The organism is Nocardia blacklockiae (assembly GCF_015477355.1).
In the GTDB taxonomy this organism is placed as follows: domain Bacteria; phylum Actinomycetota; class Actinomycetes; order Mycobacteriales; family Mycobacteriaceae; genus Nocardia; species Nocardia blacklockiae.
The window spans coordinates 1-25,453 of sequence record NZ_JADLRJ010000013.1 but is presented as its reverse complement, the minus strand read 5'-3'; the positions used below and the strand labels follow the sequence as shown (position 1 = coordinate 25,453).

24 protein-coding genes are annotated in these 25,453 nt (G+C 70.3%); 8 read left to right on the top strand and 16 right to left on the bottom strand.

Annotated features, from left to right (window positions below; genetic code table 11):
- Positions 1–74: 74 nt before the first annotated feature.
- From IU476_RS29230 to IU476_RS29215, 4 genes are all read right to left on the bottom strand, one after another.
- Complete coding sequence (locus tag IU476_RS29230) at positions 75–800, bottom strand: DUF2334 domain-containing protein (RefSeq protein ID WP_195105517.1); 726 nt, start codon at positions 798–800, stop codon at positions 75–77.
- Between the two features lie 94 nt (positions 801–894).
- Positions 895–1,728, bottom strand: a complete 834-nt coding sequence (locus IU476_RS29225) for an alpha/beta hydrolase (protein ID WP_228824522.1) — start codon at positions 1,726–1,728, stop codon at positions 895–897.
- Positions 1,729–1,795: 67 nt separating this feature from the next.
- Positions 1,796–3,160: a M20/M25/M40 family metallo-hydrolase gene (locus IU476_RS29220; protein ID WP_195105515.1), complete on the bottom strand. Its 1,365-nt coding sequence runs from the start codon at positions 3,158–3,160 to the stop codon at positions 1,796–1,798.
- A 114-nt stretch (positions 3,161–3,274) separates the two neighbouring features.
- Positions 3,275–4,186, bottom strand: coding sequence for an oxygenase MpaB family protein (locus IU476_RS29215; protein WP_195105514.1), 912 nt, complete (start codon positions 4,184–4,186; stop codon positions 3,275–3,277).
- Positions 4,187–4,376: 190 nt separating this feature from the next.
- Here IU476_RS29215 and IU476_RS29210 point away from each other — a divergent pair, with 190 nt between their 5' ends.
- On the top strand, positions 4,377–4,544 hold the full coding sequence (locus IU476_RS29210) for a hypothetical protein (protein WP_195105513.1): 168 nt from the start codon (positions 4,377–4,379) through the stop codon (positions 4,542–4,544).
- A gap of 27 nt (positions 4,545–4,571) precedes the next feature.
- On the opposite strand, the gene IU476_RS29205 is transcribed toward IU476_RS29210, so the two are convergent.
- Together IU476_RS29205 and glnA are read right to left on the bottom strand one after the other, a co-directional pair.
- The gene (locus IU476_RS29205) at positions 4,572–5,513 is read right to left on the bottom strand and encodes a tyrosine-protein phosphatase (RefSeq protein WP_228824521.1); all 942 of its coding nucleotides are present in this window, start codon (positions 5,511–5,513) and stop codon (positions 4,572–4,574) included.
- A gap of 276 nt (positions 5,514–5,789) precedes the next feature.
- Positions 5,790–7,226 (bottom strand): type I glutamate--ammonia ligase, encoded by a 1,437-nt coding sequence (gene glnA / locus IU476_RS29200; RefSeq protein WP_195105512.1) that lies wholly within the window; start codon positions 7,224–7,226, stop codon positions 5,790–5,792.
- Positions 7,227–7,631: 405 nt separating this feature from the next.
- Between glnA and IU476_RS29195 the strand changes: the two genes are divergently transcribed.
- Positions 7,632–8,090, top strand: a complete 459-nt coding sequence (locus tag IU476_RS29195) for an RDD family protein (RefSeq protein WP_195105511.1) — start codon at positions 7,632–7,634, stop codon at positions 8,088–8,090.
- Positions 8,091–8,327: 237 nt separating this feature from the next.
- Here the strand turns inward: IU476_RS29195 and IU476_RS29190 are convergent, their stop codons facing one another.
- The gene (locus IU476_RS29190) at positions 8,328–9,071 is read right to left on the bottom strand and encodes a DUF4191 domain-containing protein (protein ID WP_195105510.1); all 744 of its coding nucleotides are present in this window, start codon (positions 9,069–9,071) and stop codon (positions 8,328–8,330) included.
- Positions 9,072–9,251: 180 nt separating this feature from the next.
- Between IU476_RS29190 and IU476_RS29185 the strand changes: the two genes are divergently transcribed.
- Positions 9,252–9,686, top strand: a complete 435-nt coding sequence (locus IU476_RS29185) for an anti-sigma factor antagonist (RefSeq protein WP_195105509.1) — start codon at positions 9,252–9,254, stop codon at positions 9,684–9,686.
- An 8-nt stretch (positions 9,687–9,694) separates the two neighbouring features.
- Here the strand turns inward: IU476_RS29185 and IU476_RS29180 are convergent, their stop codons facing one another.
- The 6 genes from IU476_RS29180 to sucB form a co-directional block, all read right to left on the bottom strand.
- The gene (locus IU476_RS29180; RefSeq protein WP_195105508.1) at positions 9,695–11,893 is read right to left on the bottom strand and encodes an elongation factor G-like protein EF-G2; all 2,199 of its coding nucleotides are present in this window, start codon (positions 11,891–11,893) and stop codon (positions 9,695–9,697) included.
- A 108-nt stretch (positions 11,894–12,001) separates the two neighbouring features.
- Positions 12,002–13,057 carry a lipoyl synthase gene (gene lipA / locus IU476_RS29175; protein WP_195105507.1) on the bottom strand — a complete coding sequence of 352 codons (1,056 nt, stop codon included), beginning with the start codon at positions 13,055–13,057 and terminating at the stop codon, positions 12,002–12,004.
- Between the two features lie 21 nt (positions 13,058–13,078).
- Positions 13,079–13,825, bottom strand: a complete 747-nt coding sequence (lipB, locus tag IU476_RS29170; RefSeq protein ID WP_195105640.1) for a lipoyl(octanoyl) transferase LipB — start codon at positions 13,823–13,825, stop codon at positions 13,079–13,081.
- 99 nt (positions 13,826–13,924) lie between these two features.
- A complete protein-coding gene (locus IU476_RS29165; protein ID WP_195105506.1) occupies positions 13,925–14,467 on the bottom strand; it encodes a GNAT family N-acetyltransferase in 543 nt (180 codons plus the stop codon).
- Positions 14,460–15,362, bottom strand: a complete 903-nt coding sequence (locus IU476_RS29160) for a TIGR01777 family oxidoreductase (RefSeq protein ID WP_195105505.1) — start codon at positions 15,360–15,362, stop codon at positions 14,460–14,462. The genes IU476_RS29165 and IU476_RS29160 overlap by 8 nt, the downstream gene beginning before the upstream one ends.
- Positions 15,363–15,381: 19 nt before the next feature.
- On the bottom strand, positions 15,382–17,199 hold the full coding sequence (gene sucB, locus IU476_RS29155) for a 2-oxoglutarate dehydrogenase, E2 component, dihydrolipoamide succinyltransferase (protein ID WP_195105504.1): 1,818 nt from the start codon (positions 17,197–17,199) through the stop codon (positions 15,382–15,384).
- Positions 17,200–17,529: 330 nt separating this feature from the next.
- Here sucB and IU476_RS29150 point away from each other — a divergent pair, with 330 nt between their 5' ends.
- Positions 17,530–17,874 carry an oxidoreductase gene (locus IU476_RS29150; protein ID WP_195105503.1) on the top strand — a complete coding sequence of 115 codons (345 nt, stop codon included), beginning with the start codon at positions 17,530–17,532 and terminating at the stop codon, positions 17,872–17,874.
- A 65-nt stretch (positions 17,875–17,939) separates the two neighbouring features.
- Here IU476_RS29150 and IU476_RS29145 read toward each other — a convergent pair whose 3' ends face one another.
- Positions 17,940–18,587 (bottom strand): peroxiredoxin-like family protein, encoded by a 648-nt coding sequence (locus tag IU476_RS29145; protein WP_195105502.1) that lies wholly within the window; start codon positions 18,585–18,587, stop codon positions 17,940–17,942.
- An 84-nt stretch (positions 18,588–18,671) separates the two neighbouring features.
- On the opposite strand from IU476_RS29145, the gene IU476_RS29140 reads away from it, so the two are divergent.
- Positions 18,672–19,589, top strand: coding sequence for an AraC family transcriptional regulator (locus IU476_RS29140; protein ID WP_195105501.1), 918 nt, complete (start codon positions 18,672–18,674; stop codon positions 19,587–19,589).
- A 530-nt stretch (positions 19,590–20,119) separates the two neighbouring features.
- Here IU476_RS29140 and IU476_RS29135 read toward each other — a convergent pair.
- Positions 20,120–21,628: a leucyl aminopeptidase gene (locus IU476_RS29135; RefSeq protein WP_195105500.1), complete on the bottom strand. Its 1,509-nt coding sequence runs from the start codon at positions 21,626–21,628 to the stop codon at positions 20,120–20,122.
- A gap of 214 nt (positions 21,629–21,842) precedes the next feature.
- Positions 21,843–22,655, bottom strand: a complete 813-nt coding sequence (locus IU476_RS29130; protein WP_195105639.1) for a TetR/AcrR family transcriptional regulator — start codon at positions 22,653–22,655, stop codon at positions 21,843–21,845.
- A 90-nt stretch (positions 22,656–22,745) separates the two neighbouring features.
- Here IU476_RS29130 and IU476_RS29125 point away from each other — a divergent pair, with 90 nt between their 5' ends.
- The 3 genes from IU476_RS29125 to IU476_RS29115 all read left to right on the top strand — a co-directional run bounded on the left by IU476_RS29125 (position 22,746) and on the right by IU476_RS29115 (position 25,333).
- The gene (locus tag IU476_RS29125) at positions 22,746–23,360 is read left to right on the top strand and encodes a GNAT family N-acetyltransferase (protein WP_195105499.1); all 615 of its coding nucleotides are present in this window, start codon (positions 22,746–22,748) and stop codon (positions 23,358–23,360) included.
- A 111-nt stretch (positions 23,361–23,471) separates the two neighbouring features.
- Positions 23,472–23,783, top strand: coding sequence for a hypothetical protein (locus tag IU476_RS29120; protein ID WP_195105498.1), 312 nt, complete (start codon positions 23,472–23,474; stop codon positions 23,781–23,783).
- Between the two features lie 29 nt (positions 23,784–23,812).
- Positions 23,813–25,333, top strand: coding sequence for a hypothetical protein (locus IU476_RS29115; protein WP_195105497.1), 1,521 nt, complete (start codon positions 23,813–23,815; stop codon positions 25,331–25,333).
- Positions 25,334–25,453 lie beyond the last annotated feature (120 nt).

Below are 25,453 nucleotides of genomic sequence, written 5' to 3'. Positions count from 1 at the left end.
TTTACCGGGCAGGACTGCCCGCTGTGCCTGCCGGTCACGATTGGGGCGGGTGTGGCCGGAGGGCGGGTGCGGTGTCACCCGACGACCTCGGCGTAGGTGGTGGCGGTGGCGCCGGCGGACAGGGCGGCGTCGATCGCTCGGAGGGCGGCTTCGCGCAGGCCGGGGCGATGGAGATCGTCGGGATGCAGGGCGATGCGTACGAAGCCGCCGTGTGCGGCGATTCGCCGGGAGAGGGACTGCATGAGCCGGGCGGCGGTGCGCTCCCCACTGCCGCCGGGCCGTTGCGAGAGAGCGAAGCCGCGAACACGCTTGCCGGAGCGCAGGTCTCGGACACCGAAATGGTCGGTGGTGTGGGAGAACCCGGCGCGGCCCAGGGCGCGCTCCGCAGCCGGTGAGGCCAGCCAGCCGGGCGGCGTGAAGCCCGTGGTCGCCAGGCCGAGGTCGTCCATCGCCGCCATGGCCCGCCGCAGCCGCGCCTCGGCGGACGCGGCGTCGAGAGCGGCGAATTCGGCCGCACCACGCGCGACCAGGCGGGCGACCGCCCGCCGCGGCCACGGTCCCGCGTTCGGGGCGCGATGCTCCCAGCCGTGCAGCATGATCTCGTCACCGTGCGCGCGGCGTTCCCGCAGAAACATCCCGTAACCGGGCTCCGCCACCAGGCTCGCCCCGCGCCACGGACCGGGAATCACCAACAGCGACACCGGAATTCCGAACCCGTCGGCATCCGCGCACCACCGCGCGGTCTCCGCGGCCGTCGCCGGCGCCACATCATGGATACTCACCACCAACCGTGCAGACACGCGCGCACGCTAGCAGCGCCCGGTTGCGTCCAGCTGAACACTTCCGGTCGCGTTGCGGGAGCGTGCGTGAGTGGCCGGGGTCGCCCGGTCCGGTTCAGGAGGTGAGGTGCTCCTCGAGCCAGCCGACCAGGTCACCGAGGACCGCATCCTGCTCGGGCTCGTTGAAGACCTCGTGGTACAGGCCGGGGTAGCGCTTCACGGTCAAGTCCTTCGCGCCGGCGTGCCGCTCGATGAGGTCGGTGCTTTCCGGGGCGGCGAGGGCGTCGGCGGTGCCGTGCAGGACCAGGGTCGGGACGGTGAGGTGGTCCAGGCGGTGCGTGATGAGCTCGGTCGCGCGCAGGATTTCCGCGCCGGTGCGGGCGGGGAGCTTGCCGCGGAATACCAGCGGATCGGCGTCGTAGGCGCGGACGACCTCGGGGTCACGGCTGATGGCTGACGAATCCAGTTGCAGTACACCGAGTCCGGGTGTCAATCGGCTCAGGACCGGAGCCAGGAGGCGCTGTACCGGGTTGCCGGCGGAGATGACCAGCGGGGGTGCCGATATCGCGATGCCCGCCACGTCGAGGGGTGCTCGGGTCGCCAGGTACAGGGTGATCAGGCTGCCCATGCTGTGTGCGACAACGAACTTCGGGACGTCCGGGTGCGCGGCGCTCGCGGTCTCCAGCAGCGTCGCGACATTGTCGGCTGCCCCGTCCACCGAGTCGATGTTCGCCTTGCCGCCCGCCGATTGCCCGTGCCCGAGGTGATCTGGAGCGTAGACGGCGAACCCGTTGTCCGCCAAACGTTTTCCGACGTGCTCGTAGCGCCCGGAATGCTCGGCCACCCCGTGCACGAGCACGACCACGCCCCGCACCTGCTCGTCCGGCAGCCAGGCCCGCCAGAAAATTCGCCCGCCGCGCCCTTCGAATCCACCGGTCTCGGTCCGCATCATCGCTCCTCCGTCCGCCGCCGACCCGCCGCCCAGTCTCGCACGCCCGCACCGCCCCGACCGGTGTTCACGCCTCCCGGGTGTAGTGGTCGATGAGGCGGCGGTTGAAATCGATGAGGCGGGCGTAGTTGGGGCGGGAGAGGCGTTCGTCGGTACCGTGGATGCGTTTGAGGTCCGCCGGGTCGAGGACGACGGGGGCGAAGTTGCAGCGCGTGGTGGCCAGGCCGTCGTAGTAGCGGGAGTCGGTGGCGCCCGGGACCATGCCGGTGGTGATGACGGCATCCGGCACCACGGCGCGGGCGATTCCGGCGACGACGTCGAAGGCGGGTCCGGGGCCCGTGATCGCCGACGGCTCCGACGACATGCCGACCAACTCCAGGTCGATCCCGTCGTCGCGCACCACGCGGCGGCAGTGCTCGAGCACCTCGGTGACCGAATCCCCGGGCAGGATGCGGAAATTCACCAGCGCCTCGGCCGACTGCGGCAGCACATTCGCCTTCACACCGCCCCGGATGACGGTCGGCGCGGTGGTGGTGCGCACCAGCGCCTCGGTCTGCGGACGCGTCGCCATCAGCCGCGCCACCGCGCCGCGCGCCACCGGCAGCAGGCCCAGCGCGGCGCGCGGCAGCGCGGACATCGCGGGGCGGATGCGGGTGAGCATATCGGCGGTCACCGGCGTCATGCGCAGCGGCATCGGGTGGTCTTGCAGGCGGGCCACGGCCCGGGCGATCCGGCCGACCGCGGTCTGGCGGCCCGGCATCGAGGAATGCCCGCCGGGGTCGGTGACGGCCAGTCGCACTGTGGCCCAGCCTTTTTCGCCGAGCATCAGGAACGCGGTCGGTCGTCGAGCGCCGGGCGCGACGCCCTCGGTCACCACCCCGCCCTCGTCGAGCAGAAGCTCCGCCCGCACCTCGAGGGAATGCAGGTGCGCGGCCATCCGGGCGGCGCCGCCGCAGCCCATCGCCTCCTCGTCGTGACCGAAGGCGAGGAAGATCGTCTGCTCCGGACGCCGCCCGGCCGCCAGCGCCGTCTCGACGGCTTCGAGTATCGCCAGCACCCGGCTCTTGTCGTCGATGGCGCCGCGGCCCCAGACGAACTCGTCGTCGACCACGCCCGCGAACGGCGGGTGGGTCCAGCCCTGCTCGTCGTCCACGGGCACGACGTCCAGGTGCGCCAGCAGGATCGCCGCGGTGCCCGGCTCGGTGCCTGCCCAGCGGTACAACCGGCTGTGGCCGAAGCCGGTCATCTCCAGTCGGTCGTGCACCAGCGGGAAGGACCGCTCGAGGTGCTTGCCCAGCTTGTCGAACTCGGCGTCGACCGCGGGGGTGGCCGCGCCGCTGTCGGAGGAGACGGTGGCGCAGCGCAGCGCGGCCGCCAGTCGTTCGGCGGTGCGGTCGTCCACGCCGGTCGCCGCGCGGGTGCTGCTGGTCATCGGCCACCACGTTCGCAAGGGGATACGGTCACCGTTGCATTGTTCAGCACCCGCGCCCCAGCGGCGACGAATCGCCACGCCGGGGTGCCGTGCAACCCGCCGAAACGTGCCGCGTCAGAGCGGACGGAGATCGATCATCTTGCGGAGGCGGGCGCGGTCGCGTTCGAGCTTGCGGGCCTCGTAGGCGATGGGGAAGTACCGGATTCGCTCGGGGAGCTTCGGGACGGTGCGGCCGATGACCCACCCGAGCACGCGGAGTTTGCGTTCGTCGGCGGCGGTCCAGGTGAGGCCGAGTTTGCGGCGGGCGGATTCCGGGGTGGTGCCGACGGTGCAGAAGTACTGCATGCGGCCGATCGGGGCGGTGGCGATCCGCCACAGCGGCGCCAGCGGGCGCGGGAGAAAGGTCGGCGGGGCGATCCTGCGGATCACTCGCAGGTAGTCGTGCGCGACATTCGTTGCCACCAAATGGTTCTCGACCATCTCGTCGAACCACCGCTGCCAGTCGTCGAAGGTGGCCGGAATCTCCTTGGGCGGCACCGAGAAGTTGCGCATCAGCTGCACCACCTCGCAGTAGTACTCGTCCTTCTCCGCGGCGGTGAGCGGCGCGCGGGTGAAGTACCGGTTGCCCTCGGTGAAGGCGAAGGTGCCGGTGTGCAGCACCCACGCCCACGGGCCGGACGACAGCGCCTTGTGGTGGACGCCCGCCGCGTCGACGGTGTTCAGCGAGGCGTGCATCTTGCGCAGCCGATCCGCCTCGGCCAGCGCCTCCTCGCCGCCGTAGACCCACATCATCACCGACGCGAGACTGCGCATGGCGCGGCCCATGGGGTCGGTGCGGAAGGTCGAGTGCTCGTCGACGACGGCGGCGATGGTCGGTTCCATGGTCTGCAGCAGGAACGCCGAACCCGCGGTGAGCGAGAAGGTGATCAGCCCCGTCTCGTCCCACATCTTGGTACCGGGCCCGAAGGGCTGCCGGGGCGGAAGTTCGCTGGCGGTGCGGTCGATCCGTGCTACCGACGCGGTCATGGTGATCTCCTCTGATCACTAGACAACATGAGATACTTACTAACAAATCATCTCATTCTGTCCGGGGGTCGGCAAGGGGTGCCCGAACGCCGGTGTTCGGGCAGGGACGTATGCGGAAACTTGACGGTCGGACGGGTTATGTGGTGGAAGAATGGTGGGCCCAGCGGTCGCCGGCGAAGGGAGTTCTGTTGTGATCCGCGTTCCTCGTATCGAACACCGCCCGGTGCTGCCCGCCCTCGGCAACCGTGCCCGCCGCGCGCTCGATCGCCTGCGCGGCGCCGAACCCGCGCACCGCCCCACCGCCGATCGTCGCCCGGCGGTATTCAGCGCCTCCCTCGGCTGCCACCCGCATCTTTGAGATCGGTCGCCGCGCGGCGGGCGAGGTTCAGCCGACCAGGTTCTTGCGGAGTTCGACGATGGTCGCGGGGGTGAGGTTCAGGCCCTGGGTGAGGAACTTGCCGAAATCGCCGTAGGTCTGTTCCAGTTGGCGCAGGGTGGTGTCGAGGTAGTCGGTGCGGACCTCCTGGAGCGGGATGAGGAGGTTCGGGTTCTGCATCAGGCCCGCTCGGCGTACCTGGTCGCGCAGGGCGGCGTCGGCGGCGGCGCGGTATTGGTTGGACAGCAGATAGTCTTGGCGCGCAACGGGTTCCGGGACTCCGACGGCGCGGAGTACGACGTAGGTGAGCCAGCCGGTGCGGTCCTTGCCCGCGGTGCAGTGGTAGAGCGTCGGCTTGCCGGTGGTCGCGAGGTCGCGCACCGTCTGCGCGAATTTCGCCCGCGAGTCGTCGGAGAGGAAGCTGCGGTAGACGTTCTGCATGATGCGCTCCGCGCCGCCGTTGCCGAGCACCGCCTCCTGCTGCTGCGGATCGCCGGACCGGATCACCGTCATCATCTGCTGGAACAGGCCGGTGTCGTCGATCGGGCGGGCGACGGAGGGGACACCGGGCGGCAGTTTGTCCGGGCCGGCGAACTGGACCTCGCCCGGCGTGCGCAGATCGACGGCCGCCTGTAACCCGAGGCCGGCCAGCGTGCGGATATCGGCGTCGGTGAGCTTTTCCAGGGAATCGGCGCGAATTGCCTTGCCCGCCTTTACCGTCTTGCCGTCGTAGGTGCGATAACCGCCGATATCCCGGACATTGACCGCGCCCTGTAGCGCGATGCGGCCCGCGGTCGCCGTCGGCGCATCGACGGCGGGGGCTGCCGCGCCGGGCTCGGGTCCCGCCGCACCGGCATCTGGCGCGGAAGAGGGTTGGGCGGCAACCGATCCCGCGGTGAGGGTGAGCACCATGAGCCCGGTGCCGATCAGGGAAATGAGTGAAATCTTCATGGCGGGCGACAGTAGGCGGACCGCCCGCCCGTGAGTCGGCGTTCCGGTCCGTTTCCCCGCCCAGCGAGATCCGAGGAGCGCTCAGTGAGACTCGAGAAGCGCTGAGCGGGACCGGAAAGCATTGCGCGAATGGGAGAGCGGTTGGTTGGGACTTGAGGGATCGATCGGTGGGCTCGAAGCGCTCAGTCGAGGTATTGCGAGTGCGTGAGCCCCGAAAATCCGGAGCCCCAGCCGAATCCGGCTGGGGCTCCGTGAGAACTCTTGCGGTACCGCGACTTACACGTCGAAGTAGAGCTCGAACTCGTAGGGGTGCGGGCGCAGGTTGACCGGGGCGATCTCCTGCTCGCGCTTGATCGTGATCCAGGTCTCGATCAGGTCCTCGGTGAAGACGTTGCCCTCGGTGAGGTACTCGTGGTCCTCTTCCAGCTTGTCGATGACCGACGCCAGGCTGGTGGGGGCCTGCGGGATGTTCTTGGCCTCCTCCGGCGGGAGCTCGTAGAGGTCCTTGTCGACCGGGGCGGCCGGCTCCAGCTTGCGCTTGATGCCGTCCAGGCCCGCCATCATCATGGCGGCGAAGGCCAGGTACGGGTTGCCCGAGGAGTCCGGCGCGCGGAACTCGAGGCGCTTGGCCTTCGGGTTGTTGCCGGTGACCGGGATGCGCACGGCCGCGGAGCGGTTGCGCTGCGAGTACACCAGGTTGATCGGGGCCTCGAAGCCCGGCACCAGGCGGTGGTAGGAGTTCACCGTCGGGTTGGTGAACGCCAGCAGCGACGGCGCGTGGTGCAGGATGCCCGCGATGTAGTGCCGCGCCAGGTCCGACAGGCCGCCGTAGCCGGCCTCGTCGTGGAACAGCGGCTTGCCGTCCTTCCACAGCGACTGGTGCACGTGCATGCCGGAGCCGTTGTCACCGAACAGCGGCTTGGGCATGAAGGTGACGGTCTTGCCCTCGGCCCACGCGGTGTTCTTCACGATGTACTTGAACAGCTGCAGGTCGTCGGCGGCGGCCAGCAGGGTGTCGAACTTGTAGTTGATCTCGGCCTGGCCGGCGGTGCCGACCTCGTGGTGGCCGCGCTCCAGCTCGAAACCGGCGTTCTGCAGGTTGGTCGAGATCTTGTCGCGCAGGTCGACGTAGTGGTCGTAGGGCGCGACCGGGAAGTAGCCGCCCTTGTTGCGGACCTTGTAGCCGCGGTTCAGGGTGCCGTCCGGGTTGAACTCCGCGCCGGTGTTCCACGAACCCGAGACCGACTCGATCTCGTAGAACGAGCCGTTCATCGCCGAGTCGTAGCGGATCGAGTCGAAGATGTAGAACTCCGCCTCGGGACCGAAGTACGCGGTGTCGGCGATGCCGGTGCTGCGCAGGTACTCCTCGGCCTTGCGGGCGACGTTGCGCGGGTCGCGGCTGTAGGCCTCGCGGGTGAACGGGTCGTGCACGAAGAAGTTCAGGTTCAGCGTCTTCGCCGCGCGGAACGGGTCCACGCGCGCGGTGCTGAAGTCGGGCAGCAGCAGCATGTCCGACTCGTCGATCGACTGGAAACCGCGCACCGACGATCCGTCGAATGCCAGACCCTCCTCGGCCAGGTCGGCGGTGAACGCCTTCGCCGGGATCGAGAAGTGCTGCTGCACACCGGGGAGGTCGGTGAACCGGACGTCGACGTACTCGACCTCCTCCTCCTTGATGTACTTGATGACCTCGTCGGCCGTGCTGAACGCCACTTAGTACTCCTTACGGATCGGTTCCCAGCCTGTGCCGATTGCTGGGTGTCGCAGATGAACGCTATGGACGCGGTGTTTCCCGACAATCAAGACTGTGTTTCGCCAGTGTTACACGTACCGCCGGGCGCAGGTGTCGGCACCGCGCCGTCCGGCCGGCGGCCGCGCTCGGTGCCGATCGTCGCCCGACCAGCACGCATATCCTGCCACTACCGGTGTTCCGGCGTGCGTGAAGACTCTGCAAACATGTGTTAATAACCACGATCGGTGACGCGTTGGCGGCGGAGAGTTTCCGGCGCGCAACCGGGTCCGGCGGGATTCGCGCGGCAGTAGCCGTGTGCCAGGGCGGCGAAGAGTGGGGTCCGGGTGTGACGTGGGCGGCACGAACCCGCCGCCTAAGCTGGGGGCATGGCGCGAATCACCGGTTCCTGGCTGTCCGGACCGAATGCGGCCGACCCGGGTCAGCCGAGCACCGGCGAGTACCCGGGCGAACTGCTGGGCCTGCCGAAAGACGGTGCCGGGTCGCTGGTGTCGCTGCTGCGGCGGATCGTCGCGCTGTTCGTGGACTGGTTCATCGCCATGGGGATCGCCGCGATCATCGCGCGCGGCGGCTCGATCAACACGCTCACGCTGCTGGTGTGGTTCGTGATCGGTGTCGTCACGGTGACGTTGTTCGGGTTCACCCCGGGGCAGTACTTCCTGCGCCTGCGGGTGATTCGAGTGGATGCCGAGGCACCGGTCGGTTTCGTGCGCGCCCTCGCCCGGCAGGTGCTGCTGATCTTCGTGGTGCCCGCCCTCTTCACCGACTCCGACGGCCGCGGCATGCACGACCGCGCCACCGGCACGGCCTTGGTTCGCGCCCGCTAGCCGCCGAGTTCGCGCCGCGTGGGAGGGGCTTGTGCCTCTCCGGAGATGACGGCGCAGCCCATGCCTCGAGGGCGAAGGCCCAGCCCGCGCCTCGAGAGCGAAGGCCCAGACCGCGCCTTGAGAGCGAAGGCGCAGCCCGCGCCTCGAAGGCGAAGCTTCCGACCCAACACGAAGCCGCGCGTGCAATGCGAAGGCCCGCGTCCCGAAGTTTCGGACGCGGGCCTGACGCGAGAACTCTCAGCGGCGACGAATAGTGCGCTGCATGCCGCGCATCTTGGCGCCGGCGGGGAGCGGGCCCTTGGGCAGGGCCGGGCCGCCGCGGGTGGCGAGCGCCGAGAGGCGGCCCTCGATGAGGTCCATGCGCTTGGTGTCGATGTTGCGGGGGAGCTTGGTGAGGTAGCGCTGCAGGCCCTTCAGCGGGACCTGCCCCTCCTCGTTGCCGATGACGACGTCGTAGATCGGGGTGTCGCCGACGAGCCGGGCGGTCTTCTTCTTCTCCTGCGCCAGCAGCGATTTCAGGCGCGAGGGTGAGCCCTCGGCGACCAGGATGACACCCGGCAGGCCGATCACCCGATGCACCGCGTCGAGCTGAGTCGTGGCCGCGACGCCCTGGGTGACGCGCCACTTGCCCTGCAGGTTGTCCAGCACCCAGGCCGCCGCGCCCGCCTGGCCCTCGGCCTTGGCGTACACGTTGCGCTGCACCCGGCGCCCGAAGACGATGAACGCCACCAGCGCGCCGAGCAGCAGGCCCACCGGCAGGAAGAACCACTGCAGGTGCACGAACAGGCCGATCACGAACAGCACCACGGTGATACCGAGGAACGCGCCGAGCATCAGCGGCAGCAGCAGCTTGTCTTCCTTGCGCTGCATGTTGAACGCCTGCCAGAGCTGCTGGCGCCGCTCCTTCGACGCCTGCTTGCGCGCCGCCTTCGCCGCGGCCTTCGCTTCCTTGGACGGCTTCCCGCCCTTACCTGCTGCCATGGTCCCCAGGATATCGGGAATGTCCGGTCGCTTCGGCGGCGGGACGCGACCGGCCGCCCGCGGCGGCCCGACGTTTCGGCGACCGGCGTACCGGTTACTCCTAAGCCAAGGGTTTGCCTTCAGATCAGCAGGGCGGATCGATTTTCCGCGCGCAGCGGCGCCGACTCTCGGGAGGGCGCTATGAGCCCCACCGCATCAACCGCAACCCATCGACCGGTCTCCGGCGACCTTCTGTGCTCTCCGGCCGATTCGGGTTCCCAGCTCTCCGGTCACACCGAATATCGAGGCCGCGCGCTGGTCGTGCACGCGCGCGGCGAAGTGGACGCGTGCACGCTGACGGCCTGGAAGCGCATGCTGCGCGACGCCTCGGCGGTGGTCACGGCACCCGGCCCGCTGGTCGTCGACCTCACGGAAGTCGGTTTCCTCAGCTGCCGCGCGTTCGCCGTGCTCGCGGGCGAGGCGAGCCGGTGCCGCCGCCACGGCGTCGAACTGCGCCTGGTCTCCACCGCCTCGATCGTGGCGCGCATCGTCGCCGCCGCCGACCTGCCCGAGCTACTGCCGATCCATCCCGACGTCGAGGCGGCCGCGTCCGCGGCGAGCCCGTGGCACGAGTGAGCCGGTCGTCAGACCTGGGCCGCCGCCTGCGCGCGGATACTGTCGGCGCGCTGGGCGGGCATCGGCTCGTGCCGGACGTAGGCGCGGGTGAACTGCGCCGCGCCGTGCGCCAGTGAGCGCAATTCGATGGCGTAGCGGCTCAATTCGAGTTCGGGCACCTCGGCGCGGACGACGGTGCGCGCGCCGGTCGTGGGTTCGGTGCCGAGCACGCGGCCGCGCCGGCCGGACAGGTCGCTGAGGATCGCGCCCACGTAGTCGTCGGACACGGTGACGCCGACCTCGGCGATCGGCTCCAGCAGGCTGATGCGCGCGGCGGCCGCCGCCTCGCGCAGCGCCAGCGCGCCCGCGGTCTGGAAGGCGGCGTCGGAGGAGTCCACCGAGTGCGCCTTGCCGTCGAAAAGCGTGACCCGCACGTCCACTAGCGGGTATCCGGCGGCCACGCCGCGCGCGGCCTGCGCCCGCACGCCCTTCTCCACCGACGGAATGAACTGGCGCGGAACGACTCCGCCCACCACCTTGTCGACGAACTCGATGCCCGACCCCTCCGGCAGCGGCGCCACCTCGATCTCGCAGATGGCGTACTGGCCGTGGCCGCCGGACTGCTTCACATGCCGTCCGCGCCCGGAAGCGGTGGTGGCGAACGTCTCTCGCAGCGCGACGCGGTGCTCGACGGTGTCGACCCGCACGCCGAACCGGGACCGCAGCCGCTCCAGCGCGACATCGCGATGCGCCTCGCCCAGGCACCACAGCACCAGCTGGTGAGTCTGCCCGTTCTGTTCCAGCCGCACCGACGGATCCTCGGCGACCAGGCGCGCCAGACTCTGCGACAGCTTGTCCTCGTCGGCCTTGCCGTGCGCGCGGATGGCCACGGGCAGCAGCGGCTCCGGGATCGGCCACGGCGCGATCAGTAGCGGAGAATCCTTGGCGGACAAGGTATCTCCGGTCTCGGCGTGGCCGAGCTTGCTGACACAGGCGATATCGCCCGCGATGGCCTGTCCGAGCGGGCGCTGCTGCTTGCCGAACGGCGTCGAGACCGCGCCCACCCGCTCGTCGACGTCGTGGTTGCGCTCCTCGACCGGTCCGTGGCCGCAGACGTGCACGGTGTCGTCGGCGTGCAGCGTCCCCGAGAACACCCGCACCAGCGACAGCCGCCCGACATAGGGATCCGACGCGGTGCGGATCACCTCCGCCGCCAGCGGGCCGTCCGGGTCGCAGGCCAGCGGCCGCACCCGGCTGCCGTCCAGACCCGAGGCCGACACGGAATGCTCTGCGGGCGTGGGGAATCCGCGGGTGATCAGCTCCAGGATCTCCACCATGCCCAGGCCCTCGCGACCGCCGTCCGGCGGCGGCGCGGCGATCAGGACGGGGTGGAAGGTGCCGCGGGCGACGGCTCGTTCCAGATCGGTCACCAGGGTGGCGAGGTCGATCTCCGCGCCCTCCAGGTAGCGGTCCATGAGGGTTTCGTCCTCGCTCTCGGCGATGATGCCCTCGATGAGCCGGCCGCGCGCCTCGTCGAGCAGCGCCGCCTGCTCGGGCGTGGCCTCGGCCCGGGTGTGCGCGCCCGCCGAGTAGTCGAAGACCTGCCTGGTGAGCAGATCGATCAGACCGGTCACCGGGCGGTGCCCGTCGGGTCCCTTCGGCCCGTAGACCGGAAGGTGCAGCGGCAGCATGCTTTCCGCTGCACCGTCGCCGAGCAGGTCGCGGCAGGTGCGGGTGATCTCGTCGAAGTCGGCGCGGGCGGCGTCGAGGTGGGTGATCACCAGCGCGCGCGGCATGCCGACGCTCGCGCACTCCTCCCACAGCGCCATGGTCTGGCCGCCCACCCCCGCCGCCCCCGCCGCGGCCGAGACGACGAAAAGGGCCGCGTCCGCGGCGCGCAGACCGGCCCTCAGCTCACCCACGAAATCGGCGTATCCGGGTGTGTCCAGCAGGTTTATCTTGATCCCCGACCAGGCGATCGGCACCACCGACAGCTGGACGGAGCGGTGTTGTCGCTGCTCGATGTCGTCGTAGTCGGAGACACAGGTGCCGTCCTCGACCCGCCCGGCCCGGGTGACCGCGCCGGTGGCGACCGCGAGGGCCTCCACCACCGTGGTCTTGCCCGATCCGCTCTGGCCCACCAGCGCCACGTTGCGGATCGCGTCGGGGCGGTCCGCCGCGATCGTCGTACCGTTGGCGCCTGCCGATGTGCTCGCCCTCTCGGCCATGCGTGTCCTCGCTCCCGGAGTAGACACCTGCGGTCAACCCGAGCTTCCCACCGAAGACCACGGCCTGTCAGCGATTCGTCGGATCCCGGGACAGGCCGGGCGGGTGGTTCAGGAACCGAAGCGGGCGAGGGCCGAGGTGGCTTCCTGGGCGGCGGTGCTCTCGTCGGCGAGGTGGGCCATTTCCGCGGGTAGCTCGCGACCGTGGCGCTTCATGGCCTGGGCGTACAGGCGGCCGGCGCGATAGGAGGAGCGGACCAGTGGGCCGGCCATGACACCGGCGAAGCCGAGTTCCTCGGCGACGCGGGAGTGCTCGACGAACTCCTCCGGCTTGACCCAGCGGTCCACCGGGTGGTGCCGCGGCGAGGGCCGCAGGTACTGGGTGATGGTGAGGATGTCGCAGCCGGCCTCGTGCAGGTCGCGCATCGCCTGCGTGACCTCCTCGGGCGTCTCGCCCATGCCGAGGATCAGGTTCGACTTGGTGACCAGCCCCGCCTCGCGGGCCGCGGTGATGACCTGCAGCGACCGCTCGTAGCGGAAGGCCGGGCGGATGCGCTTGAAGATCCGCGGCACCGTCTCCACGTTGTGCGCCAGCACCTCCGGCCGGGCAGCGAAGACCTCGGCCAGCTGCTCGGGGACCGCGTTGAAGTCGGGGATCAGCAGTTCCACGCCGGTGTGCGGGTTGAGCCGCTTGATGGCGCGCACCGTCTCCGCGTAGAGCCAGGCGCCGCCGTCCTCCAGGTCGTCGCGCGCGACGCCGGTGACCGTCGAGTAGCGCAGGCCCATCGACGCGACGCTCTCGGCGACCCGGCGGGGCTCGTCGCGGTCCAGGGCGGCGGGCTTGCCGGTGTCGATCTGGCAGAAATCGCAGCGGCGGGTGCACTGCTCGCCGCCGATGAGGAAGGTGGCCTCGCGGTCTTCCCAGCATTCGAAGATGTTCGGACAGCCCGCCTCCTCGCAGACCGTGTGCAGCCCTTCGCGTTTCACCAGGCCCTTGAGTTCGGAGTACTCCGGGCCCATGGTGGCGCGGGTGCGGATCCACGACGGTTTGCGCTCGATCGGCGTCTCGGCGTTGCGCGCTTCGATGCGAAGCAGCTTGCGGCCGTTGGGAGCTGCGGCCGCGTGTGGTGCCGCGCTGTTCGATGTCGGGGTGTCGACGGAGGTCACTGCACCGATGCTACGCCGTGATCATTCGGCCTCGGCGGGTGCTCCGGCGGCGTCGCCCAGGGGTGTGACCCGGGCAACAGCGTGCTCGGCGACGGGCAGCGTGCCGTCCAGGGCCGCCACGATCGCCTCGGCGACGGGGCCGAGCACCTCGCCGACAGTGACCTCGCGGTCCAGCTCCCGGCTCAGGGTGGTGACCCCGGCGTCGGCGATGCCGCAGGGCACGATCGTCTCGAAGCCGTCGAGGGCGGAATTGCAGTTCAGCGCCACGCCGTGCAGGGCGACGCCGCGTTGCACCCGCACGCCGATCGCCGCGATCTTCCGTTCGGGCCGTACGGCATCCGCGGGCACCCAGACGCCGGAGCGGCCCGGCACCCGGCCGCAGCCGACCCCGAATCCGAGGCACACGGTGATGAGCGCTTCTTCCAGGCGGTGCACGTAGTCGACGACGTCGAGCGGCTCGGCCAGCCGCACGATCGGGTAGCCGACCAATTGCCCGGGGCCGTGCCAGGTGATCTTGCCGCCGCGGTCGACCTGGACCACCGGGCTGCCGTCCAGCGGCAGTTCGGCCGGTTCGGTGCGGCGGCCGGCGGTGAACACCGAGGGGTGTTCGAGCAGCAGCAGCCGGTCCTGCCCGCGGCCCTCGGCGCGCTCGTCGGCGATGCCGCGCTGGATGTCCCACGCGCTGTGATAGTCGATGAGGCCCAGATTCTCGACGAGCACGGCGGTCTCGTCGTAACGGGCGGATCGAGCCGTGCGACGGCCGTGCAGGGCGGTCGGGGCCGGGAGGGCGGCGTCGGTCTCGCTCGTAGGCTCGCCCCGGGAAGGTGCGCTGGCAGGCTCGCTCACCAGAGCGAGGTTACGCCATCGTTACCGGATTTCGGTCGCGGGTCCAGGGGGCTGTGTCGGCAGGGTCAGCTGCATCAAGGTCAAATCGAGCCAGCGCCCGAATTTCTGTCCCACCTCGGGCAATTCGCCCACGATCCGGAACCCGAACCTCTCGTGGAGCTTGATGGAGGTGGTGTTGGCCGACTCGATCGCGGCGATGACCGCGTGCACGGATCCCGACCGCCCGGCACGGTCCAGCAACTCCGCCAGCAACGCGGTGGCGACACCGCGGCGGCGGTAGCCCTCGGCGACGTACACCGAGTTCTCCACACTCTGCCGATATCCCGATTTCGGCCGCCACTGCGCGTAACTGGCGTAACCCGCGACCGCGCCGTCGATCTCGGCGACCAGGACGGGGTATCCCGCGGCCCGCCGGTCCCGCAGCCAGGCCTGCCGCTCCTCGAGTTCCACGGTCTCGGTGTCCCAGATCGCCGTCGTCGCGGTGATGGCGTCGTTGTGGATGACCAGGATCTCCGGCAGGTCGTCGGGGCGCGCGTCCCGGACGAGCACGTCGCGGTCAGGCATCGCCGCGGCCCACGACCGCGGCCAGCGCCTGACCGATCGTGTTGTGCTGGAAGGTGTATCCGGCTTCCTCGAGCACGGTCGGGATGGCGCGCGGGCCGTGCAGGATCGCCTCCTGCGCGAGCTCGCCCACCAGCAGGCGCAGGGCGGCGGCCGGGACCACCAGCGGCGCGGGGCGATGCATGGCGCGGGCGAGGGCGCGGTTGAATTCGGCGTTGGTGACCGGGGCCGGGCCGGTCATGTTCACCGGGCCGGACACGGTGTCGTGGGTGAGGGCGAAGGCGATGCCGCCGATCTCGTCGTCGAGTGAGATCCACGGCAGGTACTGGCGGCCGCTGCCCAGCCGCCCGCCCAGGCCCAGCGAGTACAGCGGCTGCAGCATGCCGAGCAGGCCGCCGTGGCGCGCGAGCACCACGGCGCTGCGCAACAGCACCACCCGGGCGCCCGCCTCGGCCGCCGGTCGGGTGGCGGCCTCCCAGTCGCGGCACAGCGTTGCGAGGAAACCCGTTCCGGCCGGGTCGGATTCGGTCCGCACCCGGTCGCCGGCGTCGCCGCCGTAGTAGTGCGCGCCGCTGGCGTTGACCAGCGTCGGCACACCCGCGGCGGCGACCGCCTCGGCGAGCACATCGGTGGGAGTGAGGCGGCTGTCGCGCAGTTCCTGCTTGAAACCGCCGTTCCAGCGCCGCGACCCGAGACCGGCGCCGCACAGGTTGACCACCGCGTCCGCGCCCCGCAGCGCCGGCTGCGGGAGTTGCGCGCGGACGGGATCCCAGGAGAACTCGTCGCGGGCGGCGGCGGGACGGCGCACCAGGCGGGCCACCTCGTGCCCGTCGCGCCGCAGGGCCGCCACGAGCGCCGTCCCGATCAGACCGGACGAGCCGGCGATCACAACCTTCATGCGGTAACGGGTTCTCCTGTTACAGGCCCAGATCGGCCTCGAACGCGGCCTCCTCGAGCCGGTGCTTGATGGTGGTGAGGAAGCGGCCCGCGTCGGCGCCGTCGATCAGCCGGTGATCGTAGGTCAGCGGCAGGTAGCACATCGAGCGGATGCCGATGAACTCGTTGCCGTTGTCGGAGATCGCGACCGGCCGCTTGACGATCGCGCCCGTGCCCAGCATCGCCGACTGCGGCGGGACCAGGATCGGGGTGTCGAACAGCGCGCCCTGGCTGCCGATGTTGGTGATCGTGAAGGTGCCGCCGGCCAGCTCGTCCGGCTTCAGGCCACCGGTGCGGGCGCGGTTGGCGATGTCGGCGATGGCGCGGGCCAGACCGGCCAGCGACAGGTCGCTGGCGTTGTGGATGACCGGGGAGAGCAGGCCCTGCTCGGTGTCCACCGCGATGCCCAGGTGCACGGCCGAGTGGTAGGTGATCTCCTTGGTGTCCTCGTTGTAGGAGGCGTTGACGTTCGGGTGCACGCCCAGCGCCTCGACCGCGGCCTTGGCGAAGAACGGCAGGAACGTCAGGTTGACGCCCTCGCGCTCCTTGAACGCGTCCTTGGCCCGCGCGCGCAGGGCGGCGATCCGGGTGACGTCGGCCTCGTGGGTCTGCGTCAGCTGCGCCGTGGTCTGCAGCGATTCGCGGGTCTTGACCGCGGTGATCTGGCGGATGCGGCTGGCCTTCTGGACCGTGCCGCGCAGCGCCTGCAGTTGCGGGCGGACGCCGGCCTGCGCCGCGGGGGCGGCGGTCTGCTGGGGCGCCGGGGCCGGCGCGGCCGCGGCGGGTTGCGGTGCGGCGGGAGCCTTCTGGCCCTCGGCGGCGGCGAGCACGTCCTGCTTGCGGATGCGACCGCCCACGCCCGAACCCTTGACCGACGCGAGGTCGACGTTGTTCTCGGCGGCCAGCTTGCGGACCAGCGGAGTCACGTACGGGGCCTCGCCGTTGCCGGACGTGGCGGGAGCCGGGGCGGTGCGGGCAGGTGCGGGCTGCTGCGCGGGGGCCTGCTGCGCCGGGGCCTGCTGCGGGGCGGGAGCCTGCTGCGCGGGGGCCTGCTGCTGTGCGGGCTGCGGGGCCGGCGCGGGCTGGGGAGCCGGGGCGGCGGGCGCGGGGGCCGGCTGCGGTTCGGGCTCGGGAGCGGGCTGCGGAGCCGGGGCGGGCGCCTGCTGCGCGGCGGGGGAACCGCTGCCGATCACGCCGAGCTGACCGCCGACGGCGACGACGTCGTCCTCGTTCGCGCTGATCTCCAGCAGCGTGCCGGCCACCGGCGACGGGATCTCGGTGTCGACCTTGTCGGTGGAGACCTCGAGCAGCGGCTCGTCGACCTCGACCTGATCGCCGACCTGCTTGAGCCAGCGCGTCACGGTGCCCTCGGTGACCGATTCGCCGAGTTCGGGCATCTTCACCGGGGTGCCGTCGGACGCGGCCGGTGCGGACGACTGGGCGGCGGGCTGCGGGGCGGGCGCCGGCTGCTGGGCCGGGGCCGGCTCGGCGGCGGGCGCGGGCTGCTGCGCCGGGGCGGCGGCTTCGGGGGCAGGGGCGGGCTCGGAGGCTGCGGCCTCACCGGCATCGCCGATCACGCCGAGCTCGCCGCCGACCTCGACGACGTCGTCTTCCTTGGCCACGATCTTGGTCAGCACGCCGGCGGCCGGCGACGGGATTTCGGTGTCGACCTTGTCGGTGGACACTTCGAGCAGGGGCTCGTCGACCTCGACCGTGTCTCCTTCCTGCTTCAGCCACCTGGTCACGGTGCCTTCGGTGACGCTCTCACCAAGCGCTGGCATCTGGACGGAGAAGGCCATGTCCGTTGACTCCTCTAACTGCTCGACGGGTCTACAACAGTTCGTCTCTCGGCGGGCGCCCACCGCGGTCGCGGCGGCTGCCCGAATGCCACCGATCGTGCTGTGTGGCACCGGAGATCCGTATGTGGTTCATGTTCCGACTCTCCATCCTTGCACTCGCCGTCGCGACGCGTAGCACAGGGCGTGCCGTGTCCGGGGTGCTACCCCGTCCGGCGGGGTGCGGTTCGCGACGGGCGGACGCGTGCGCCGCCGGGAACGCCGCCCTGCTGGCAGTATCGATGGACCGGGTCCGAGCGTGTCCGGTTCTTGGAACGAGGAGGTGGGGCGGAGATGGGTTTGCTGGATCGTTTCCGCCGCGGCGGGGCGGGCGGCGCGAGCGCCGGAGATTTCCGTTATCTCGACGATTGGGTCCGCACCCACGTCGGCGTCGAGGCCTATGTGGAGCCGAAAACCACCGTGACCGATGTCACGGTGGTACTTGTTGCCACGGATGGTGAATGGACCCGTCGGGTGGTGGGGGAGCAGGGTGCCCGGCGGCTGTCGAGCCGCCTGGGCATTCCCGTCTACGACGTGCACCGCACCGGCTACCCCCAACGCATGCGCGATTTCGACGCCCGCCGGCGCATCGAGCGCAAGCGGGCGCTGGAACGGGAATTGGGCGAGCCCAACCCCTGAGCGGGGTCCTTCGCGTGATGCTCGGGTTCTCCCGTCGGCTCGCGGTGTCCTGTGCGGTCGCCGGATCAGCCTGCGGCCTCCGTGGTGTCGGTCAGGGCCGCGAGGATGTCGGCGGCTTCTGCGCGCTGGCGGTAGTCGCCGTCGATGTGGGCGAAGCGGATGCGGCGGTCGGCGCCGATGACGTAGGTGGCGGGGATCGGCAGCTGGTCGTCGGTGGCGGTGAGGTCCGCGCCCGCGGTGCGGTAGAGGTCGCGGACGTCCTCGGGCACCGTGAACAGCAGGCCGTAGGCGCGGGCGGCGTGGTTGTCCGGATCGGACAGCACCTCGAACTCCAAGGCGTGGCGCTCGGCCGTGGACAGCGAATCGTCCGGCAGGTCCGGGGAGATCGCGACGAGTCGTGCGCCGCGTGCGCGGAACTCCGGAAGCGACTGCTGGAGGGTGTGCAGCTGCACATTGCAGTACGGGCACCAGCCGCCGCGGTAGAAGGCCACGATCACCGGGCCGGTCCGCAGCGCGGTAGCGAGGTGGAAGTCCCGCCCGCGGTGGTCGGGGAGGGTGAAGTCGGGGGCGAGGGCGCCGGAGGTGAGCGCGTCCGAGCCGAGGTCGCTGAGACTTCCGGCATGGTCCTGCGCGCGCTGCACCAGATCCTCCGGCAGCACTCCGGCGTACTGTTCTTGGAACCGAATCAGGTTGTGCGAGTAGCTTTCTGGCATACGAGAGACATTATGTGCGGTACCGCTCGGCGACCATGATCGGACGTCGCGAATCCATAGCAGGACGTCTCATACACTGGTCGCGTGGATGTGCTGACCGATGTGCTGGCCGCGACCGGCGTGACCGGCGTCGTGATGGCGCAGCTGACCGCGGCCGGGTCCTGGGGCGTCCGGCTGGACGAGGTGCCGATGGCCGCGTTCCACGCCGTGGTGGCGGGCGAGTGTTGGCTGCTGCGCGCGGGCGCCGCGCCGCTGGCCCTGGGCGCCGGGGATTTCGTGCTGCTGCCGACCGGCGGCGGCCACGCCCTGGCCAGTGCGCCGGACGCGCCGCTGACGCCGTACCAGCGGATCGCGCCGCCGCCGGGCCGCCGCGCGATCGTCCTGGACGGTCCCGGTCCGAGCACCCGGACCGTCTGTGGCGCTTACCATTACGACAACTACGGGGCGCATCCGCTGTTCACGCTGCTGCCGCCGGTGGTGCACGTGTCGTCGGAGCAGGCGGCGCACCGGCCCGAGCTGGCCGCCACGCTCACCCTGCTCGCCGCCGAGGCGGGTGACGAACGGCCCGGCGCGCAGACGGTGGTGGACCGGCTCGTCGACGTGCTGTTCATCCACGCCCTGCGGGCCTGGACCGAGTCGCGCACCGAGGCGGCCGCGTCGTGGCTGCTGGCGCTGCGCGACCCGGAGATCGCCCGCGCGATGGCGCTGCTGCACGAGAACCCTTCGCACGCTTGGACATTGGCCGAACTGGCCGAGCGGGTCCAGGTCTCCCGCGCCACCCTGGCCCGCCGTTTCACCGCCCTCGTCGGCGAGCCGCCGCTGACCTACCTGGCCCGCTGGCGCATGGAGCTGGCCGCCCGCCGCCTGCGCGACAGCGCCGACTCCGTCGCCGCGGTGGGCCGCAGCATCGGGTACGCCTCGGAGTTCGCCTTCTCCCGGGCGTTCAAGCGGCTGCACGGGCAGGCGCCCGCGGCCTACCGGTCGGCGCGGCGGGTGTCGTGAGGGTGCCCTGCGGTGGGTGTTGTGCGGGTGTTCCGTGGTGGGCGTGGTGAGGGTGCTCTGCGGTGGGTGTCGTGAGGGTGTTCCGTGGCGGGCGTGGTGAGGGTGTTCCGCGGTGGGTGTCGTGAGGGTGTTCTGCGGTGGGCGTGGTGAGAGTGTTCCGTGGCGGGCGTGGTGAGGGTGTTCCGTGGCGGAGGTGGTGAGGGTGTTCCGCGACGGGTGTCGTGAGGGCGTTCTCGGTGATGTGTTTCCGCTCATTGCACGTCACTTCGATGCCGCTGCGGCAAGGTCACGTGACGCAGCCCGTGCCGGTGCACGTAGCTGTGTGGGTGCGCCGAAGTCGTGCGGGTGAGGCGTCGAGGGCGGTCGAATCGGACTGTTCCGGCACTGCGGGCTGGTCCGGCCGTCGGCGTGGCATCTCTTGGTGTTGTTGATGGGACGGGACTCGGCGGCGCTCGCGCTCGGCCCGCCCATTTCCCGGGGAGGCGGCGAAAGTCGCTGTCTCGGTGGGGAAGTGGGCGGGCCGGGGTCGGTTACTCCGCGGCGATGTCGTCGAGGACGGCGATCAGGGTGCGGACGGGGACGCCGGTGCCGCCCTTGCCGATGTAGCCGAAGGGGCCGCCGGTGTTGAAGGCGGGGCCGGCGACGTCCAGGTGGGCCCACTGCACGCCCTCGGGGACGAACTCCTTGAGGTAGAGGCCTGCCGCGAGCATGCCGCCGTTGCGGTGCGGGGTGACGTTCGCCAGGTCGGCGACCTTCGAGTTGAGGTCGGCGCGCAGTTCGGCGGGCAGGGGCATGGCCCAGCCGTTCTCGCCGACCTGCTGGGACAGGCGGGCGACCCGATCGCGGAACTCCTCGGTGCCCATCACGCCCGGGGTGCGCGCGCCCAGCGCGACCATCTGCGCACCGGTCAGGGTGGCCACGTCGATCAGGTAGTCGGGCTCGTCCTCGCTCGCCCGCACGATGGCGTCGGCGAGGATGAGCCGGCCCTCGGCGTCGGTGTTGATCACCTCGACGGTCGTGCCGCCGTATTGGGTGAGGACGTCGCCGGGGCGCTGCGCGGTGGCCGACGGCATGTTCTCGGCCATCGGCACGGTGGCGGTGACCGTCACCGGCAGGCTCAGCCGCGTCGCGAGCAGCACGGTGGCGATGACCGCGGCGGCACCGCCCATGTCCGAGGTCATGTTCTCCATGTTGGCCGCGGGCTTGATGGAGATGCCGCCGGTGTCGAAGGTGATGCCCTTGCCGATGAGGGCCACCTTCTTCGCGCCGCCGCGGTAGGCGATGCGGATCAGCCGCGGCGGGCGCGAGGAGCCCTTGCCGACGCCGATGATGCCGCCGTAACCCTGTGCCTCCAAAGCCTTCTCGTCGAGGACCTCGACCTCCAGCCCGGCGGCTTCGGCCAATTCCTGTGCGCGCGCGGCGAATTCCGCCGGGTACAGGTGGCTGGGCGGGGTGTTGACGAAGTCGCGGGCGGTGGCGACGGCCTCCGCGGTCGACTGCGCCCGGAACAGTGCCTCCTCGCCGAAATCCGGCTCGGGGACCAGGAATTCGACGCGCCGCACCGGCTGCTCGTCCGGCTTGGGAGCGGACTTGCCCGAACGGAACGGGGTGAACGTGTACGCGCCGAGGTAGAAGCCCTCGGCCGCCGCGCCCAGGTCGAGACCGGACAGCGTGGTGGCCGCGGTGCCGACGCCGGTCAGCGAACGGGCCGCCACCCCGGCGGACTTGCGGATCTGCTCCGCGTCGACCTTGTCGGCGGCGCCCAGCCCGACCGCGAGCACGCTGGTGACGCCCAGTCCCTGCGGCGCCGGCACCCGGGTCAGCTCCTCGCCCTTGCCCTTCGCCCCGACGGCCCGCAACTGCTCCACCAGCGCGGCGCGCAGGTCCGCGCCCAGCACGTCGTCGAACACGTCGTCCGGGGCGATCGCCGGTCCGTCGTCGGTCGTGACGAGCCCGACGACGAGCACATCGGTGTCGGCGGCGAGGGTTACGGTGCGTGCCAGTTCCGGTCCGAGCGAACGATCTGCAACAGCTGTCATGCGGACAAGGCTACTGGTCGGGCGGATTTGCGCCGTGGGGCTGGGGTGTGCGGGGGATGTCGCGGTGTGCTCCTCGGTGCAGGCTGTCTTCGCGGAGGGGCGCGGTGTTCGCTGGTCGGGTCAGCGGGTGTGCGATCGGCGACGGCGCGGGTGCGTGCGGGGTTGGGTTCGTGGTTGTGGGTGGTCGGCGACGGCGGGCAGGCGCCGGGCGGTTTCAGGACGGGAGGGTGTCCGCCGTTGCGGGTAGGTGCCGGTCTATGCCGTCGAGCAGGAGGTTGAGTCCCTGCTCGAGCAGGCGATCGAAGTCGAGGTCGATGCGGTCGGTGTCGGGGCTGAAGTAGCGGGCGAGGGTGGGGTGGGAGTCGTGGGTGACGAGGTCGGTCGCCGTGCTGCGGAAGGCCTCTGCTCCGTCCGAATCTCGTTGCGTGCCTTCGGAACTCGGCAGCAGAGCCAAGCCTTGCACCAGGCCGGAGACCGAGAGATAGATCGCCATCATCTCGTCGCGGTCCAGTCCGGGGCGGTCGACAGCGGTGAAGAACCGCTCGAGAGTGTCCAGCAGGGCCGGTCCGACGGGCGGACGGGTCTGCGCGAGCAGCGGCAGCATCCAGGGGTGCCGCCGGTAGAGACGCCACTCCGCGCGGGCCTCGTAACCGATCCGGGCGCGCCAGCCGGTGAGATCCGTTGGCGGAGGCGGGTTCTCGGCAAGCACCAGTTCCGCCATCTCAGCCAGGAGCGTGTCGCGGTCCGGGAAGTACCGGTACAGGGCGGCGGTCGCCACCCGCAGTTCCGTCGCGATCCGGCGCATCGACAGCGCGTGCAGCCCGTCGCGGTCCGCGAGTTCGACTGCGACACGGACGATTCCGACGGCGGTGAGACGCCGCGGGCGAGGACGGCGCGGCGGCAGCGCGTGGGTGTCGCGGCGGGCCCGGTAGGCGCGCGCCTGGCACGCGCGCGAGCAGTAGCGGCGTCGCCGCCCGCGTTCGGGCTGGGCCAGGTCGGCACCGCACACGCCGCAGCCTGATTTCATCACACCTCGCAGTGTGACGAAATTGTCGTAAAACGGCTAGGTAGGCCATAGCTTGGCAACCACACACACTGTTCACTTCAGGAGGTCGCCATGCAGACACAGCTGACGGTGCGCCGCGCGGAACCGGCGGAGGCCGACGTCGTAGCACGCGTCTTCGCCGAAGCGAGCGCCGACGAGGCGGTCTCGGCCTGGGTCCTGGACGGGAGCCCGGACATCGCCGAGCAGTTCCGCACCCACTACGCCCCCGAACTGATCACCCGCGCCCTCCGCGACGACGAGGTCTGGGTCGCCGGCCCCGCCGACGACATCCGCGTGGTCTCCCTGTGGCAGACCGTCACCGACCTCGACCGCGCCCGCCACGAGGCCGACGAGGCCCGCCACCTCTTCGAAACCACCCCGCTACCCCCGTTCCGCCGCATGGCCGCCGTCACCGCCGCCATCGCCCGACACCACCCCACGGTCTTCCCCCACCGCTACCTCCAGGCCATCGCCACCCTCCCTCGACACCGCGGCACCGGCGCGGGCAGCGCAGTCGTCGCTCACGGCGTCCGCTCCGCCACAGCTTCCGCCTTCCCCGCCTACCTCGAAGCCAGCACCGAACGCTCCGCCCGCCTCTACGCCCGCCACGGCTTCCACCACACCGGCGACCCGATCCACCTCCCCGAAAACGGCCCCACGCTCTACCCGATGTGGTTCCCCGCCTGAAACTTTCAGCCCCGGCGTGGTTGGCAACGGCGTACCCGACTGCACCGATCGCGCGGAACAACGTTCTGTTGCTACAGTTTCGCGTGGTTTACACAGGGGAGGAATCGGTACATGGTGGAGTGGCTGTCGGCCGACCTTTCAGGGCTTCAGCGACTGGCGGCCTTCGCCGCCGATCGGGCGGCTGATCTTCGAGCGATATCGACCGCCCTGACCAATCTAGGTCAGAGTACCGACACTGTGCTGGGGGACGGGGGCGCACTGGACGCCTACCGTGCTTTCTTGGCCGCGTGGACCGACGAATTGACGATCAATGCCGGTGCGCTCGACGAACTCGACAGCAAGTTCCGCGAGGTCGCAGCGGTCTATCAGCAGACCGATGTGCGTTGGTCGCACAATTTCCAAGGCGTGGTGTACCCGCAGTAACAGCGTGCCGGCCACTCGACAGGGAGACGATGTCAGAGCTCGAAACCATCGACAACGCCGTCGGCACGCTCCGAATGAGTACGTTCGGGCAGACACTGGCGATACCCGCCGCGATCGGTCGATTGCTGGGCGTCGCACCGCCAAAAGGAGATGGAGACGCGACCGAACTCATAGCCGAGGCCTTGGGGAAGGCCTCCGGTCCCACGGATCAAATCGCCGTCGACTTGGGCAATGTCGCTTCGCACGACCTTCCGGAAGTCTGGGTGGGCCGCACCTCGGATCTGGCCGGTGACGTCGTGGTGGCCGTCACCGAGGACATCGCAGGCGCGGCCATCGTCCTCCGTAAAGCGCGGAACATCCTGTTGACTCTGGCCACGGACCTGACCGATGCCCGCAAGACCTACGACGAGGCGCAGGACCCGCTGCGCCGTGCCGCCGCGGCGTGCGAGGACGGCGACTACCTCGAGGCACGTTCGCTCGGCATCTCCGGCGGCGAGTCACTCGCCAAGGCGTATCGAACGGCTGCCGACGCCGGCCGGGACGCGGCCCGCGACCTCACCGCGCTGACCGATCAGGCTCGGGCTCACGCGCTGAAGTCCGAGAATTTAGACAGTTCCGACCGAGTAGTACTGGCCGAGAGCGCCACTCCGGGTGGTGCGCACGAGGAAAATCAGATCTTGTCCGAAGCCGAGGCGGAGCGAGCGGGTCAGCGACTCGACCAGCTGAGCGAGGACGATCGCCGCCGCATGGACGACCTTCTGTCGCAGGCGAAGTCGCCGCAGGAGCGTGCATACCTGATGAAGACGTTGGCTGCCGGGCACAGTGTGAACGAGGTCGCCAAGTTCGGCGGGCTGATCCACGGACATGGTGACGATCCGAGTTGGCTGCAGAACCACCTCACGCCGATCACGCATAGCGCGCAGGCGACAAATGCCGAATACGACGGTGCGTCGTGGACGCAGGGGCGATATCCGACCTGTGTCGCGTCGTCGACAGTGATGGCCCGTGCCATGGTGGACCCCTCCTACACCTTGATGCTGACCACCGGGAACAAGCCGGACGATCCGAAATCGACGAGTAGGGAAGCGTTCCTGGACCGTCTGCGCGACGAGCAGGCGACTCTCTACGACCACGGTCGTGACGAGGGCAACTGGCTGGATCAGATCCGCCAGACCGTCGGCAAGGACGGCATGTACGACGACGAGGGCCGGATCATCGCCAACGAGCAGATCGGCGCGTACACCGGACAGTCCTACGATGAGCGGGACATGAACGATACGGGCGACCGACGCGCCATACTGCCCGACATCGAGAAGGCGGTCTCGCGTGGACAGCCGGTGCCCTTCCAGGTGAGCGGCGACGACGGCGGCCATCAGATGCTGATCATCGGGCACAAGGGCGACCAGTTGGAGGTGTACAACCCCTGGGGTGTCACGAGCTGGATCAGCGAGGACGATTTCGTCAACGGACACGTGGATCAGATGCCGGGAACGGACGGAAAACCTCAAAAGGTACCGCCGTCCGTCGCCGGCGTGCTGCTGCCGCACTAGGTCGTGTCTCCCAATAATTTGAGCCATTCGACGACCAGGGCCAGGACGAATCCGGCGCGGTAAGTGATTGCGAGCTTGTCGTAGCGCGTGGCCACCGCCCGCCAGTGCTTGGCCCTGTTG